Here is a 14,771-nt window from a genome sequence, read left to right as displayed (position 1 = left end):
TAAAGGAAAGGATTTTTTATAATATAGCGTAAAGGGGTGAAGTAGATGGTCGTTTTCGTTTGGATAATAGGCGCTGTATTGGCGTCATTTTGTCATGTTGTTGGGGAACGATTGCCTCAAGGAAAATCATTTTTATGGACGCGTTCCGTATGTTCCCATTGTCAGCGGACATTACGTTGGTATGAGCTGGTGCCGGTATTCTCTTTTTGTTATGTAAAAGGGAGATGTAAAACGTGTCGTCAACCAATTTCAATACTGTATCCGGTTATAGAGATATTATGTGGCTGTTTATTTGTAGCGATTTATACATATAGTGCGGACGTTTATACGATGACGCTTTATGTACTTTTAACATTATTGTTTATCATTATTACCGTTAGCGATATCCATTATTTCATCATACCGAACCGAGTGCTCGGCTGTTTTGCGGTGCTCTTTTTAAGTTGGCTTTGGATGGCGAACGAATCGTTATGGAGCCATTTACTTTTAAGTGTAATAATAGGGTTTTGTTTAGCGTTATTTTCAATCGTCACACATGGTGGACTTGGATTTGGCGATGTGAAATTATACGCACTGTTAGGTCTCGTATTATCGTTTGAACAACTTATATGGTCATTGTTATGGGCATGTATAGGTGGATTATTATATGCAGGATGGACAAAGTTAAAAATCGGCGCACCGTTGCCATTTGCACCTTTTATTGCCATTGGGACGTTTATGAGTATCGTTATGTACTCGTAAAATCATTCGAAGTGAAATGAACAGGACTTTTTCATGTGCCAACGTATCGAATGTCGGTATAATAGGTACGAGTGAGGAAGTGACATTATGGGAACTATAGAAAAAAAGTGGCGTATACATACGCCTGACGAAACAGCAGTAACGGCCGTTGCACGCGAAACAGGTTTATCGACGTTGGCGGCAAAAATTTTAGTAACACGCGGTCTTGATACACCGCAAAAAGCAACTGAATTTTTACGTGTCGATGACGCTGTCGTACACGACCCATTTTTATTGCACGACATGGAAGGTGCAGTAGCGCGTATTCGACGTGCCATTGATGAACAACAACATATTGTTGTCTATGGGGATTACGATGCGGGTGCGACACGTTTCTAAGTGAAAAGCTTAGACACTAAAGAGTTGCGAAATTCTTTAGGAGAACTGATTTCCTTGACAGGTGGAATGATGGAGTAACGCCCTGAAACGCCTGCTCTGATACTCCGACATGCTTTTGCTAAGGTTAAATGGCGAAGTATGAAGCTCGGTGAAGTCGGCAGAGAGATACCGTAAGCTTATAATGTGAAAATCTTTTCATTCACAGTAAGTCACGAAAGCTGTCTAGAGGTAGATGGTGTGTCCTATATGCCGGGAGTCCATAAAATATCTATGGTTAGAATGTGCTGCACAAGCACTGACGAATCTCTGAATGTACAGGTCTAGACGTAGACATTGTAGAAATGCAATGGGTGGCAGTGCCATCGTATGTGTGGGTAAGTAAGAATCTGGCGTTATGAAAGCCCATAGCTTGTTACAGGCAAGCTCCAGCATACAGGACTATAGGAGAAACCTAAGGATATATGAAAGGATAAAGGAATCGGAACGTGGAAAGCGGAGGATGTGGAGGTATTAACCTACCTATGAAACAGTTCAGTATATAAAGGAGTAATCTATTAAAACTGATTAACCTACCGTGAGAGTGGAGTCACAGTACCTTTGAAACCGTGATAATAAGCGGTGGAGGGATAGGCTCTAGTCGGAACTTTCAAAGACTTATAAATGCATAACAAATCACAGATTCGAGTATGACTAATAGAATCACCACTTGAGAAAGGGGGTGATGTCTGTGGCAAATTCACGAATCGCAAAACATGTTAAAAAGTCCAAACTAAGAAATGCGGAATATTACAGTATGCAAGATACATTTGATATGCTGTATGACCAAAGTTCAAAAGGAAGTAATTTTAAAAATTTAATTGGGATAATTAGTTCGCCCGAAAACATTAAATTAGCGTATCGTAATATTAAGAAAAATCTTGGGAGTAAAACGGCAGGGGTAGATGGTCGAACAATCGAACATGTATCGAAGCTAACAGAGGAACAGTTCATTCTTTACGCCAAGAACAAATTACGAGATTATAAACCGAAAGCAGTTAGACGAGTTGAAATACCAAAGCCGAATGGAAAAACGAGACCATTAGGAATTCCAGCTATTTGGGATAGAATAGTCCAACAATGTATATTGCAAGTTCTTGAACCGATAGTGGAAGCAAGATTCTCAGGAAGAAGTCATGGTTTTAGACCAAATCGTTCTGTTGAGAATGCTATCGCCCAAAGTTATCGATTAATGCAGAATTCTAAAATGTCATATGTAATAGACATTGATATAAAAGGGTTCTTCGATCACGTATCACATGAAAAGTTATTAAAACAAATGTGGACAATCGGGATAAGAGACAAAAACTTGCTCACGATTATTTCTAAGATGCTAAAAGCTAAAATCAAAATGCCAAACGGACAAATCATTGATAATGATAAAGGAACACCACAAGGAGGTATTTTATCTCCGTTATTGTCTAATATCGTACTCAATGAATTGGATAGATGGATTGAAAGTCAGTGGGAAAATACACCCGTCTTTAAGGAAAAGATAATTATTCGTAAAGATAGGGGAAATTTCACAGATAAAGGCAATCAGTTCAAAGCTTTGAAGCAAACGCGATTAAAAGAATGTTACATTGTTCGATACGCAGATGACTTTAAAATCTTCTGTAGTAACTATAATCATGCTAAAAGATTATTTATCGCAGTCCAGAAATGGTTAAAAGATAGGTTAGGCTTAGAAATTAGTGAAGAAAAATCCAAAATCGTGAATCTTAAGAAGGATTACTCGGAATTTTTAGGAATAAAAATGAAGTTAATTCCTAAAGGTAACAAGTGGGTTGTTAAAAGCCATATGTGTGATAAAGCAATACAGCGCACCAAAAAGAATCTAAAGAAAATCATTAATGGTATCCGTTATGATAGTGGCTCAAATGACCAAGCTAGAAAGATAGCGTTATACAACTCAACTGTAATCGGACTTCATCAATATTTCCGTATTGCAACAATGATAGCCGAAGATATGGGAAACATTGCATACGAGATAAATGCATGTTTGAAAGACCATCGTATGAAACGGCGCATTAAGAAAACAGGTGTAATTACATCAGATTTCATTAAAAAGGAATACGGAAATAGTAAACAACTTAGATTTATCGCTAAAGCACCGTTTCTTCCAATAGGATACATTAAACATAAAAGCCCAATGATGAAACGGAACGTAGTCAATGCATATACAAAAGAGGGTAGAGAAGAAATTCATAAAAACCTCTCAACGATAGATATAGCATCACTTCGATTTTTAATGGAACATCCGATTCCTCAAAGAAGTGTTGAATATAATGATAACCGTATTGCATTGTATTGCGCACAAAAAGGAAAATGTCATGTAACAGGATACGAATTAAATCCATTAACGTTGCATTGTCATCATAAAGTACCTCGATTGCAAGGGGGTACTGACGAATATAAGAACCTTTGCTTAGTTGATAAAGACATTCATATTTTGATTCATGCTAAGGATGAAGATACAATCTCGAAATATAAATTCTTAATCTCAAATACGAAAATGTTAAATAAGTTAAATACGCTACGAAAGAAACTCGAACTAGAACCAATAACAATCTAATTTGGACAATTAGACATTTATTTATAAGTGAATCTTGTTAAGTTATGTAGATTACAAAAGTTTTGGAAGTTTTCGATGGAACGCCGTGTGAGGTGAAAGTCTCACGCACGGTGTGAAGTGGGGGAAAAGCTGGAGATTATATCAAATGTTTACCTATCACTATATGGTATTACGAGTTCAACAGTGATGAAAACGGTATTAACCGATTTAGGTGCACTCGTTGAGCACGTTATTCCGAATCGTTTTAAACATGGTTATGGCCCGAATGAAGAATTATTCCGTGAAATTGCCGCAGATGGCGCTGATTTAATTATTACGGTCGATAACGGTATTGCAGGGAATGGACCAATTGCGGCAGTGAAAGAACTAGGCGTTGACGTCATTGTGACCGATCACCATGAGCCTGGTAAACAATTACCGAACGCCGATTTTATTATTCATCCGAGACACCCAGAAGGACAGTATCCATTTGGCGAATTAGCAGGCGTTGGTGTTGCATTTAAAGTCGCGCAAGCATTGTACGGTTCTATTCCAGAGCAGTTATATGATGTCGTGGCAATCGGTACGGTAGCTGACTTAGTACCGCTTGTCGATGAAAATCGTTATTTCGTTATTCAAGGGTTAGCGCGTATGCGTTCAAACCCACGTGAAGCGATTCGCGCACTTGCGACAGTTACTGGCACAGAATTACACGATATTGATGAACAAACGATTGGCTTTGGCTTCGGACCACGATTAAATGCACTCGGTCGATTAGGCGAAGCGGCACCAGCTGTTGATTTTTTATTAGCGGAAGACAGCACCGAAGCGATGCATATGGCGAACTACTTAAACGAACGAAATAAAGAACGACAAGACCTCGTTGCAGACATTACAGAACAAGCAGTAGAGATGGTCGAAACGGTAGAAGCTATCGGACAATCCCGCGTGCTCGTTGTCGCTGGTGAAGGTTGGAATGCAGGCGTCGTCGGTATTGTTGCCTCTCGTCTCGTAGAAAAATATTATCGTCCTACAATCGTATTAACAATCGATCGTGAAAAAGGAATTGCAAAAGGTTCAGCGCGTAGTATTGAAGGATTTAATATGTATGCGGAACTAGATCAAAATCGTGATATTTTACCAGCGTTCGGTGGACACCCGATGGCAGCTGGTATGACACTTGATATGAACGATGTCGATGAACTACGTCGTCGTCTGCACGAGCAAGCAATGGTTTGTTTGACGGAAGAAGATTTAACACCTGTATTAGAAATCGATATCCCGTTAAATATTGAAGAAATTGATTTAGCTGCACTTGAAGATTTGAAAAAGCTATCACCTTTTGGCATGTCATTTGAAAAGCCATTATACGGCCTACAAAATTTACACATTAAAACGATGCGTAAAATTGGTGCCAATGAAGACCATATTAAAATGGAAATTGGGAAGCACGATCATTTTATCGATGCGGTCGGTTTCCACAAAGGGTATTTAGCAGATGAACTAACGCAAGGTATTGATATTTCATTTGCAGGAGATATTCAAATTAATGAATGGAACGGTCGTAAAAAACCACAGTTTATATTACAAGATGTTCATACAGATGCATGGCAATTGTTCGATATTCGTGGTGGGCACAAAATTTCGCAATGGTTGGCGAAAATTGATGCGACAGAAACGACGTTTTTAGCGTTCCGAAAAGAGACAATTGCGCACTATGCAAGTGTCATTTCATCTCATATTCATTATTTCAACGAAGAAGATTCGGCTGATCTATATCAAAAATATATTGTTTTATTAGACTTGCCACAAAATGTTCAACAGTTAGAGCACGTTTTACGCATTAAAAAACTGGAAAGAATTTATGCGCATTTTTACGTTTCAGACTCCCATTTATTCGATGGAATGCCGACAAAAGAGCAATTTGCATGGTATTACAGATTTTTACGTAGTCGACGAGAGTTCCATTTACACCAAAATTTGAATAATTTAGCAAAGCATAAAGGTTGGAGTAGAGCAATGCTAATTTTCATGACACAGGTGTTTTTTGAGCTTGAATTTGTTACAATAGAGAACGGACTTGCTAAAATTGTAGATAGCCCACCAAAGCGAGATTTAACATCCGCTGCAATCTACAAAGAGCGAACGCAACAACTTGCGTTAGAAAAAACGCTGTTGTATGCACCATATACAGATTTAAGACAGTGGTTTGATGAAAGACTTCATCAGACAGTTTCTGAGGAGGAACATTTATAATGGATTTAAAACAATACGTATCGGTCGTTGAAAACTGGCCAAAAGAAGGCGTTTCATTTAAAGATATTACAACAATCATGGATAACGGCCCTGCATACAAATATGCAACTGACCAAATTGTTGAATATGCGAAAAAAGTAGGCGCTGAATTAATCGTCGGTCCTGAAGCGCGCGGCTTTATTACAGGTTGCCCTGTAGCTTACGCTTTAGAAATCGGTTTTGCACCAGTACGTAAACCAGGTAAACTACCACGCGAAGTCATTTCAGAAGACTACGGTTTAGAATATGGTAAAGATACTTTAACAATGCACAAAGACGCTGTAAAACCAGGTCAAAAAGTATTAATCGTTGACGATTTACTTGCAACTGGCGGTACAGTTGAAGCGACAATTAAATTAATCGAAAAATTAGGTGGCGAAGTAGTAGGCTGCGCATTCTTAATCGAATTAATGGAACTTGAAGGTCGTAAAAAAATCGAAGGCTACGATGTTTTCACATTAATGGAATACTAGGCCTTATATGTAAAAGTCGTTCTCATTGCAACTGCAATGGGAGCGGCTTTTTTTGTTATTATAAAAATCTTTTACGTCATTCCTTTTTTTGTCTCAATTTGTGGCGAAAAAACAAGCTTATTTAAAAATGCGTCACTATTTAGCTATATCTATTTGATGTAAAGTGAATTTAAAGTAAATTAGCTTTACAAAATAGCCCGTTATTTAATACAATTATTGTTATATCTTTATCGGAAAAATTATCGAAATAGGGTGGGCTAAACATGGCGAAAGATCAAGTAATGACAGCAGAAGAAGTGTTTGACATACTAGCTTCTTACATGAATGAGGAACATGTCGATTTTGTGCGACGCGCATATGAGCTAGCGAGAGAGGCGCATAAGGAACAATTCCGTAGTTCAGGAGAGCCTTATATTGTGCACCCCGTACAAGTAGCCGGTATTTTAGCCGACTTACAAATGGACCCGGAAACGGTCTCCGCGGGCTTCTTGCATGACGTCGTTGAGGACACGGAAGTAACACGTGACGACCTTGTTGAACAATTTGGTGAGGAAGTTGCAATGCTTGTCGATGGCGTGACAAAGCTCGGCAAAATTAAATATAAATCAAAAAAAGAACAACAAGCAGAAAATCATCGTAAAATGTTTGTCGCAATGGCACAAGACATTCGTGTTATTTTAATTAAATTGGCAGACCGTCTGCACAATATGCGTACATTAAAACATTTACCCGTTGAAAAACAACGTCGTATTTCAAAAGAGACGCTTGAGATTTTTGCACCACTTGCACACCGTCTGGGGATTTCTGCAATTAAATGGGAATTAGAAGATACAGCGCTTCGGTATTTAAATCCCCAACAATATTACCGTATCGTGAATTTAATGAAGCGTAAACGTACAGAACGTGAAGCTTATTTGAAAAACGTGATGGACGAAATTCATGGTCAATTAGGCGATGTTGATATTCAAGCTGAATTATCAGGCCGTCCAAAACATATTTATAGCATTTATAAAAAAATGCAGTCACAACATAAACAATTTAATGAAATTTATGATTTGTTAGCGATTCGCGTACTCGTCGATAGCATTAAAGATTGTTATGCGGTACTCGGTATCGTTCATACGTTATGGAAGCCAATGCCAGGGCGTTTTAAAGACTATATCGCTATGCCGAAACAAAACTTATATCAATCATTGCATACAACAGTCATTGGACCTTACGGGGATCCGCTAGAAGTCCAAATTCGTACGAATGAAATGCATAACATTGCAGAGTACGGGGTTGCGGCACACTGGGCTTATAAAGAAGGTAAAAATGCAGCAACTGAAAAATCGGACATTGATAGTAAATTAACGTGGTTCCGTGAAATTTTAGAATTCCAAAGCGTCTCAAATGATGCGGAAGAGTTTATGGAATCATTGAAATTCGATTTATTCTCAGATATGGTATACGTATTTTCTCCTAAAGGTGACGTATTAGAATTACCAGCGGGTTCTGTACCGATTGACTTTGCATACCGTGTTCACTCAGAAATTGGGAACCGTACAATCGGTGCGAAAGTAAACGGTAAAATGGTACCGCTTGATACGCCACTTGAAACAGGCGATATCGTCGAAGTCATTACTTCAAAACAATCGTTCGGCCCGAGCCGCGATTGGTTAAGCATTGCACAATCGTCACAAGCAAAACATAAAATTAAACAGTTCTTTAAAAAGCAAGCGCGTGAAGATAACGTCAATAAAGGCCGCGAAATGATTGAAAAAGAAATTATCGAACAAGGCTTCGATCGTGAAGAAGTATTAACACCAGAAAACTTCAAACGTGCATGTGAAAAATTCAACTATCAATCTGCAGATGATTTAATCGCAGCTGTTGGATTTAACGGTATGACGGCGCTACAAGTCGTTAATCGTCTAGCAGAGCGTATTCGTAAAGAGCGTGATTCTCAAGAGGCGCTTGAAAAAATTACGAAAGAGATGGAAAAACCTGAAGATACGAAGCCAACAGAAACTGGCGTCGTCGTTCGTGGTTTAGAAAACTTATTGATTCGTCTATCTCGTTGTTGCCGTCCAGTACCAGGGGATGATATCGTCGGCTTTATTACGAAGGGCCGCGGCGTATCTGTTCACCGCGCAGATTGTCCGAACGTACAAGCAGCGACAGAAAAAGAACGTTTAATTGACGTTGAATGGAGCTATGCAGAAAACGATAATAAACTGTACGCAGTTGATATCGAAGTGACTGGTTTCGACCGTCCAGCGTTAATTACAGACGTGATGCAAATTGTGAATGAAGCAAAAACACAAATTAGTGCTGTGAATGGTCGTGCAGATCGCGATAAAATTGCAACAGTACATTTAACATTACAAATTAATAACATTCAACATTTATATAAAGTTGTCGATCGTATTAAACAAATTCCAGATATTTATTCTGTACAACGTGTGAACAACTAAAGGGAGTCTTGAACGTGAGAGTCGTATTACAACGTAGTAAACAAGCTTCTGTTACTGTCGATGGACAAGTAACAGGTCAAATTGATAAAGGATACGTATTACTTGTCGGTATTACACATGGCGATACGGAAGCGGATGCAGATTACTTAGCGAGTAAAATTGCGAAAACGCGAATTTGGGAAGATGAAGCAGGCAAAATGAACATCGCGATTAAAGAACATGGCGGTGCGATTTTATCAGTTTCTCAATTTACGTTATATGCGGATACGAAAAAAGGTAATCGCCCAAGCTTTACCGCAGCATCGCGTCCAGAGCACTCGGAGCCTTTATGGGAATACTTTAACGAGGCACTACGTAAAGAGGGCTTAGAAGTCCAAACAGGTATCTTTGGTGCGATGATGGACGTGTCACTTGTAAATGACGGTCCGGTTACGATTATTTTTGATTCACCAGCGAAATAACAAAAAAGAGGTCCGCTTCATGCGAGGCCTCTTTTTTATGCAAAAAAAAAGCTACGCCGAAGCGCAGCTCTTTTCATTAATCACGACCGTAGAATTCGATAATACCGTTTGTAATACCTTCTGCAACAGTTTGACGATACTTGTCAGTGTTAACGCGAGATAATTCTGTTGGGTTAGACATGAAGCCTAATTCAACTAATGTCGCGAATACTGAGTTTTCACGTAATACCATAACGTTTTGGTATTTTAACTTACGATCTTTTACTGATGGATATTCTTCTTGAATCGCATCAATCATGTTTTCATGGATTGTGTTTGCGAATTTTTTAGAAGTTGATTGGTAGTAAAGTGTTTCAACACCTTGTGCTGTAGAAACAGCTGAGTTGTAGTGGATACTAATGAAAGCATTTGCACCTTTTTTTGCAGCTTCTTTTGCACGTAAACCTAAGTCAGTTTTTTTGTTTGATGATAAAGCACCTGAACCAGAGCGTGTCATGTAAACTGTACCGCCTAATGATTCAATTTTTGCTTTTAATACTTGTGCAGATTTTAATGCTAATGTTGCTTCACTAATTTTATTACCGTTTAAATCTTTACCGACAGCACCTGGATCTGAACCACCGTGACCAGCGTCAACGACGATTTTAATACCGCTTAAAGAAGCTGATACAGGTTCTGATACTTGTTGTGGTTCTTCCGTTGTTGTTGATGTGTCAGAAGTTTTTAAAGAAATCCAACCTTTTTGTGAATCGCTATATTGTACTTCAGCCCAGTTTGTGTTTGAAACACGTAAAATACGTGCTGCATAACCTTCAGTTACAGTACCTAATTTAGGAGCTACTGTTGATGGTAAGCTACGTACGTTCATATCATCATGTACTAATACGTAAGTTAATTCTGAAGGAGCACTTGCTGTAAATGTAATATTTGTTGTTGATTTGAATCCGTATACTTCATCGGCACTAATCCAACCTGTTTTACCGCCGTAAGTTACTTGAATCCAGCCGTTTTTTGCTACTTTTTTGATTTTTACTTTTGCACCATAAGGTACAGTAACGCCTACTTTTTTAGCAGTTACGCTATAAGAAGCGCGCATGTTAAGACCAGTCGGTTCTGTGACATAGTAATAAGTTGTTTTTGCAGGAGCTGTCGCTGTTACAGTTGTTACAGCTTTTAAATATTTGGCGTTTACCCAGCCAACTTTAGAAGTGTTATATTTCACTTGCATCCAATTCCCACTAGACTTTACTTTTGTTACAACCGTACCTTTTTTAAGCGTTGCTACTTTCGAATATTTAACACCAGGACCAATGCGGACATTTAATGAGTCAGTCGTTTTATAAGTAGTAGACGCTGCACTCGAAGTTCCTGGGTTAGAAAAGATGATCGTTGAAATGGCAAGCACGCCAGCGATCATAAATAACATGAATTTTGATAAATTTTTACCCATGATCTTCCTCCTTTAAGTTTATTGTATAAGTACTCGATATCAAAAAGCTAGTAAATTTCAAATTTGTTACATGTTTGACACGAACGAAACACATGTAATATTTCAGAAAAAGTTGACATGAACTCTTTTTCTGATTATGATATGAAGTAATCTGAAATTATTTAACAACACCTATGACCGAGCAAGTAGCTAATTCGGACGCATTTTAAAGAGAGAGAAAATCGTGGCTGAAAGTTTTCTTATAATGTGAATTAGTGAATAACACTCGCGAGGTTTTTCTTCGAACAGTTTTTTCTTAGTAGGGGAAAACGGAATCGGCCGTTATCCGATTAGAGAGGGTTATCAACTGGATAACCAACTAGGGTGGAACCGCGGAAGCTAATCATACGAGCTGTCGTCCCTTGCCATTTGGCAAGAGACGGCGGCCTTTTTTATTTCCGTCCCTTCTCGACACGTAATTCAGTATTTTTGAAAGGAGCATACACATGACGTTTAAAGTACCTAGAGGAACACAAGATATCCTACCAGAGCAATCAGCCAAATGGCAAAAAGTAGAGGAAATCATTCGTCATCTATGCCATACGTATCGCTACGAAGAAATCCGTACGCCGATGTTTGAATCAACTGAATTGTTCCAACGCGGTGTAGGTGATACAACTGATATCGTTCAAAAAGAAATGTATACATTCGAAGACCGTGGTGGGCGTTCATTAACATTACGTCCGGAAGGTACAGCTGGTGCAGTACGTGCTTATGTTGAGCACAAAATGTACGGTTTACCTGACCAACCGGTGAAACTTTCATACATCGGTCCAATGTTCCGTTACGAGCGCCAACAAGCTGGTCGTTACCGTCAATTCGTACAATTCGGTGTTGAAGCAATCGGTAGTAAAGACCCTGCAGTTGATGCAGAAGTCATTTCGTTGGCGATGAACGTATACCGTGCCGTCGGTTTAACAGATTTAAAATTAGTGATTAACTCACTAGGTGACAAGGAGGTTCGTGAAGCGCACCGTGAAGCGTTGATCAACCACTTCGAGCCACATATTCACGAATTTTGTTCAGATTGTCAAAATCGTTTAGAGAAAAATCCATTACGTATTTTAGACTGTAAAGTAGACCGTGAAAATCCGTTAATGGAAACAGCACCTGCTTTAACAGACTTCTTAAATGAAGAATCTGCAGCATATTTCGAAAAAGTAAAACATTACTTAGATTTATTAGGTATCGACTACGAAGTAGATCCAAACCTTGTACGTGGTCTTGATTACTATAACCACACAGCATTTGAAATTATGAGCACATCTCAAGGATTCGGCTCAATTACAACGCTTTGTGGCGGTGGTCGCTATCACGGTCTCGTACAAGAAGTTGGCGGTCCTGATATGGCTGGTATCGGTTTTGCGATGAGTATTGAACGCCTACTTTTAGCGTTAGAAGCAGAAGGTAAAGCGTTAGATACAGACAGTGCATTAGATGTCTTTATCGTTTCAATGGACGATGCATCGAAAGAAAAAGCAGTTGAGCTTGCAAGCACTTTCCGTGCGAAATCAATCGCAACTGAAATTGACTATGCTGGTCGTAAAATGAAAGCACAAATGAAAGCAGCAGACCGTCAAGGTGCAAAATGGGTACTTGTTCTTGGTGAACAAGAACTTGCTGAAGGCGCAGCGGCTGTGAAAAACATGGAAACAGGTAATCAAGAAAAAGTACCATTCCATGACTTAGTAAACTACTTACAAACACATTAATTGGAGGAATTACACAATGGCAACACGCACACATGAATGTGGAGTTTTACGCGCTGAAAACGTTGGCGAGCGCGTCGTATTAAAAGGTTGGGTACAATACCGTCGTGACTTCGGTGGTTTAATTTTCATCGACTTACGTGACCGTACTGGTTTAACACAAGTCGTATTCACACCAGAAAACTCTCAAGAAGCTTTAGATCTTGCAGATTCATTCCGTAGCGAATACGTAATCGAAGTTGAAGGTGAAGTACGCGCACGTACACCAGAAATGGTTAACCCGAACTTAGACACTGGTGCAATCGAAGTTTACGTTGATAAAGTAACTTTAATCAACAAAGCACAAACACCACCATTCCAAATCGAAGACCGTATTCAAGTAAATGAAGATTTACGTTTAAAATACCGTTACTTAGACTTACGTCGTCCTGTAATGTACAAAACATTCAAATTACGTTCTGACGTAACAAAAGTCGTACGTAACTTCTTACAAGATGAAGGTTTCTTAGAAGTAGAAACACCAATTCTTACAAAATCAACTCCAGAAGGCGCACGTGACTACTTAGTACCATCTCGTGTACATGATGGCGAATTTTACGCGCTTCCACAATCACCACAATTATTCAAACAATTATTAATGGTGTCTGGTTTCGAACGTTACTTCCAAATTGCACGTTGCTTCCGTGATGAAGATTTACGTGCAGATCGTCAACCTGAATTCACACAAATCGATATGGAAATGAGCTTCTTAGACCAAGAACAAATTCTTGATATTAACGAACGCTTAATCCAAAAAGTAATGAAAGAAGTAAAAGGAATTGATATTCCACGTCCATTCCAACGTATGAAATACGAAGAAGCAATGAATCGTTACGGTTCAGATAAACCAGATGTACGTTTCGGTTTAGAATTAATCGACTTAACAGACGTAGTAGACGGCTGTGGCTTCAAAGTATTTGCACAAACTGTTGCTGATGGTAAACAAGTAAAAGGTTTAAACATCAAAGGTGCAAACGACAAATACTCTCGTAAAGATTTAGACGAATTAACAAAATTCGTTGGCCGTTACGGTGCAAAAGGTCTTGCTTGGATCAAAGTAACTGAAACGGGCGTTGAAGGCTTAACTGGTCCTATCGGTAAATTCTTCCAAGATGAATACGGCGTGAAATTAATGGAACGCATGGGTGCAGAACCTGGCGATACATTAGTATTCGTAGCTGATAAAAAATCAGTTGTTGCTGATGCTCTTGGCGCTTTACGTAAAAAATTAGGTAAAGATTTAGATTTAATCGACGAATCTCGCTTCGCATTCTTATGGATCACTGACTGGCCATTACTTGAATACGATGAAGAAGCTGGCCGCTACACTGCAGCGCACCACCCATTCACTCGTCCATTCGAAGAAGATTTAGCATTAATGGATACAGATCCAGGTAAAGTACGCGCACAAGCTTACGATATCGTTCTTAACGGTTACGAACTTGGTGGCGGTTCATTACGTATTTACGAAAAAGACTTACAACAAAAAATGTTCAAAGCGCTTGGTTTCTCAGAAGAACAAGCTCAAGAACAATTTGGTTTCTTAATGGATGCGTTTGAATACGGCGTTCCTCCACACGGTGGTTTAGCATTCGGTCTTGACCGTTTCATCATGTTACTTTCTGGTCGCGACAACTTACGTGACACAATTGCGTTCCCTAAAACAGCTTCAGCTAGCTGCTTATTAACAGACGCACCATCAGAAGTAGCAACAGCTCAACTTGATGACTTACACATTCGTGTAAAAACAATGGCTGACGAAGACTAATTCGTTCGTGTAAAATAAGCATTCCTCACATGAGGGATGCTTATTTTTTTTAGATAATCAAAGAAAAATCAACAAAAATATTGCGTGAATTAGCATTTAATGTTAATATTGCTTTAACGACAAATCCTGCGGTGTACGACAGCTGCAATCAGTTTTGACCGAACATATTTATTTTTGAGATTTTGTTCATATACAGCTTTTCAGATCATGCCTGTTAGGTGGGACTTTCGATGAAGCTATGAGAACAAAAAACTGCTTTACGCGGGCTCAAAACGATGTGAAAACTGACGGCACAACGGGATTTGTTTTTTTGTGCGTAAAAAGGGTATACGATGAATACAAAGGGATTGTCCATAAGCATTGCTTCGGACA

General features: G+C 39.0%; 10 protein-coding genes, 1 other RNA gene and 1 other annotated feature. Of the genes, 10 read left to right on the top strand and 1 reads right to left on the bottom strand.

Features of this window, described 5'->3' with window-relative positions:
- The first annotated feature begins 45 nt into the window (after nt 1–45).
- The 7 genes from KMHG_RS18715 to dtd all read left to right on the top strand — a co-directional run bounded on the left by KMHG_RS18715 (nt 46) and on the right by dtd (nt 9,394).
- Nucleotides 46–741: a prepilin peptidase gene (locus KMHG_RS18715; protein WP_026022024.1), complete on the top strand. Its 696-nt coding sequence runs from the start codon at nt 46–48 to the stop codon at nt 739–741.
- A gap of 87 nt (nt 742–828) precedes the next feature.
- Nucleotides 829–1,119 (top strand): hypothetical protein, encoded by a 291-nt coding sequence (locus KMHG_RS06535; protein WP_010288093.1) that lies wholly within the window; start codon nt 829–831, stop codon nt 1,117–1,119.
- Between the two features lie 727 nt (nt 1,120–1,846).
- Complete coding sequence (gene ltrA / locus KMHG_RS06530; RefSeq protein WP_010288091.1) at nt 1,847–3,730, top strand: group II intron reverse transcriptase/maturase; 1,884 nt, start codon at nt 1,847–1,849, stop codon at nt 3,728–3,730.
- A gap of 117 nt (nt 3,731–3,847) precedes the next feature.
- Nucleotides 3,848–5,965 (top strand): single-stranded-DNA-specific exonuclease RecJ, encoded by a 2,118-nt coding sequence (gene recJ / locus KMHG_RS06525; protein WP_261797372.1) that lies wholly within the window; start codon nt 3,848–3,850, stop codon nt 5,963–5,965.
- Nucleotides 5,965–6,477 (top strand): adenine phosphoribosyltransferase, encoded by a 513-nt coding sequence (locus KMHG_RS06520; RefSeq protein WP_010288087.1) that lies wholly within the window; start codon nt 5,965–5,967, stop codon nt 6,475–6,477. The genes recJ and KMHG_RS06520 overlap by 1 nt, the downstream gene beginning before the upstream one ends.
- Nucleotides 6,478–6,740: 263 nt before the next feature.
- On the top strand, nt 6,741–8,933 hold the full coding sequence (locus tag KMHG_RS06515; RefSeq protein ID WP_010288080.1) for a RelA/SpoT family protein: 2,193 nt from the start codon (nt 6,741–6,743) through the stop codon (nt 8,931–8,933).
- A 14-nt stretch (nt 8,934–8,947) separates the two neighbouring features.
- A complete protein-coding gene (gene dtd, locus KMHG_RS06510; protein ID WP_010288079.1) occupies nt 8,948–9,394 on the top strand; it encodes a D-aminoacyl-tRNA deacylase in 447 nt (148 codons plus the stop codon).
- Between the two features lie 76 nt (nt 9,395–9,470).
- Here dtd and KMHG_RS06505 read toward each other — a convergent pair whose 3' ends face one another.
- Nucleotides 9,471–10,844: an N-acetylmuramoyl-L-alanine amidase family protein gene (locus KMHG_RS06505; protein ID WP_010288078.1), complete on the bottom strand. Its 1,374-nt coding sequence runs from the start codon at nt 10,842–10,844 to the stop codon at nt 9,471–9,473.
- Between the two features lie 164 nt (nt 10,845–11,008).
- Nucleotides 11,009–11,249: a binding site (T-box leader), on the top strand.
- Nucleotides 11,250–11,329: 80 nt separating this feature from the next.
- Here KMHG_RS06505 and hisS point away from each other — a divergent pair.
- The 3 genes from hisS to ssrS all read left to right on the top strand — a co-directional run bounded on the left by hisS (nt 11,330) and on the right by ssrS (nt 14,705).
- The gene (gene hisS / locus KMHG_RS06500) at nt 11,330–12,595 is read left to right on the top strand and encodes a histidine--tRNA ligase (protein ID WP_010288076.1); all 1,266 of its coding nucleotides are present in this window, start codon (nt 11,330–11,332) and stop codon (nt 12,593–12,595) included.
- Between the two features lie 16 nt (nt 12,596–12,611).
- On the top strand, nt 12,612–14,399 hold the full coding sequence (gene aspS, locus KMHG_RS06495) for an aspartate--tRNA ligase (RefSeq protein ID WP_010288074.1): 1,788 nt from the start codon (nt 12,612–12,614) through the stop codon (nt 14,397–14,399).
- A gap of 120 nt (nt 14,400–14,519) precedes the next feature.
- Nucleotides 14,520–14,705: non-coding RNA, 6S RNA (ssrS, locus tag KMHG_RS18710), on the top strand.
- Nucleotides 14,706–14,771: the final 66 nt, after the last annotated feature.

Source organism: Kurthia massiliensis, assembly GCF_000285555.1.
In the GTDB taxonomy this organism is placed as follows: Bacteria; Bacillota; Bacilli; order Bacillales_A; family Planococcaceae; genus Kurthia; species Kurthia massiliensis.
Note: the sequence above shows the minus strand (reverse complement) of the source record. Positions and strands in the feature narration are given on the sequence as shown.